The 568-nt window shown below is 59.2% G+C and carries 1 protein-coding gene; it reads left to right on the top strand.

Features of this window, described 5'->3' with window-relative positions; genetic code table 11:
* Positions 1–537 (top strand): DMSO/selenate family reductase complex B subunit (locus ACS603_RS23440; RefSeq protein ID WP_474945020.1); only part of this gene is annotated, 537 nt, incomplete at its 5' end.
* Positions 538–568 lie beyond the last annotated feature (31 nt).

The raw sequence follows: 568 nt of genomic DNA on the forward strand, positions 1-568 counted from the left end.
AAAGACTTAACCCCGGATGTCAGCTTCCGCCGTATTTACGAATACGCCGGTGGCGACTGGCAGGAGGATAACGGCGTCTGGCATCAGAACGTATTCGCCTACTACCTGTCGATTGCCTGCAACCACTGCGAAGATCCGGCCTGCACCAAAGTGTGTCCGAGCGGGGCGATGCACAAGCGTGACGATGGTTTTGTGGTGGTGGACGAAGATGTCTGTATCGGCTGCCGCTACTGCCACATGGCCTGCCCGTATGGTGCGCCTCAGTACAACGCCGCCAAAGGCCATATGACCAAGTGCGACGGCTGCCACACTCGCGTGGCCGACGGCCAAAAGCCGATTTGCGTGGAATCCTGCCCGCTGCGTGCGCTGGACTTTGGCCCGATTGAAGAGTTGCGCCAAAAGCACGGCCAGCTTGCAGCAGTAGCGCCCCTGCCGTCTGCGCATTTCACGAAGCCGAGCATTGTGATTAAACCTAACGCCAACAGCCGCCCGACGGGTGATACCACCGGCTACCTGGCAAATCCGAAGGAGGTGTGAGATGGGAAGTGGATGGCATGAATGGCCGCTG

The organism is Enterobacter sp. Li2LvB3 (genome assembly GCF_056156645.1).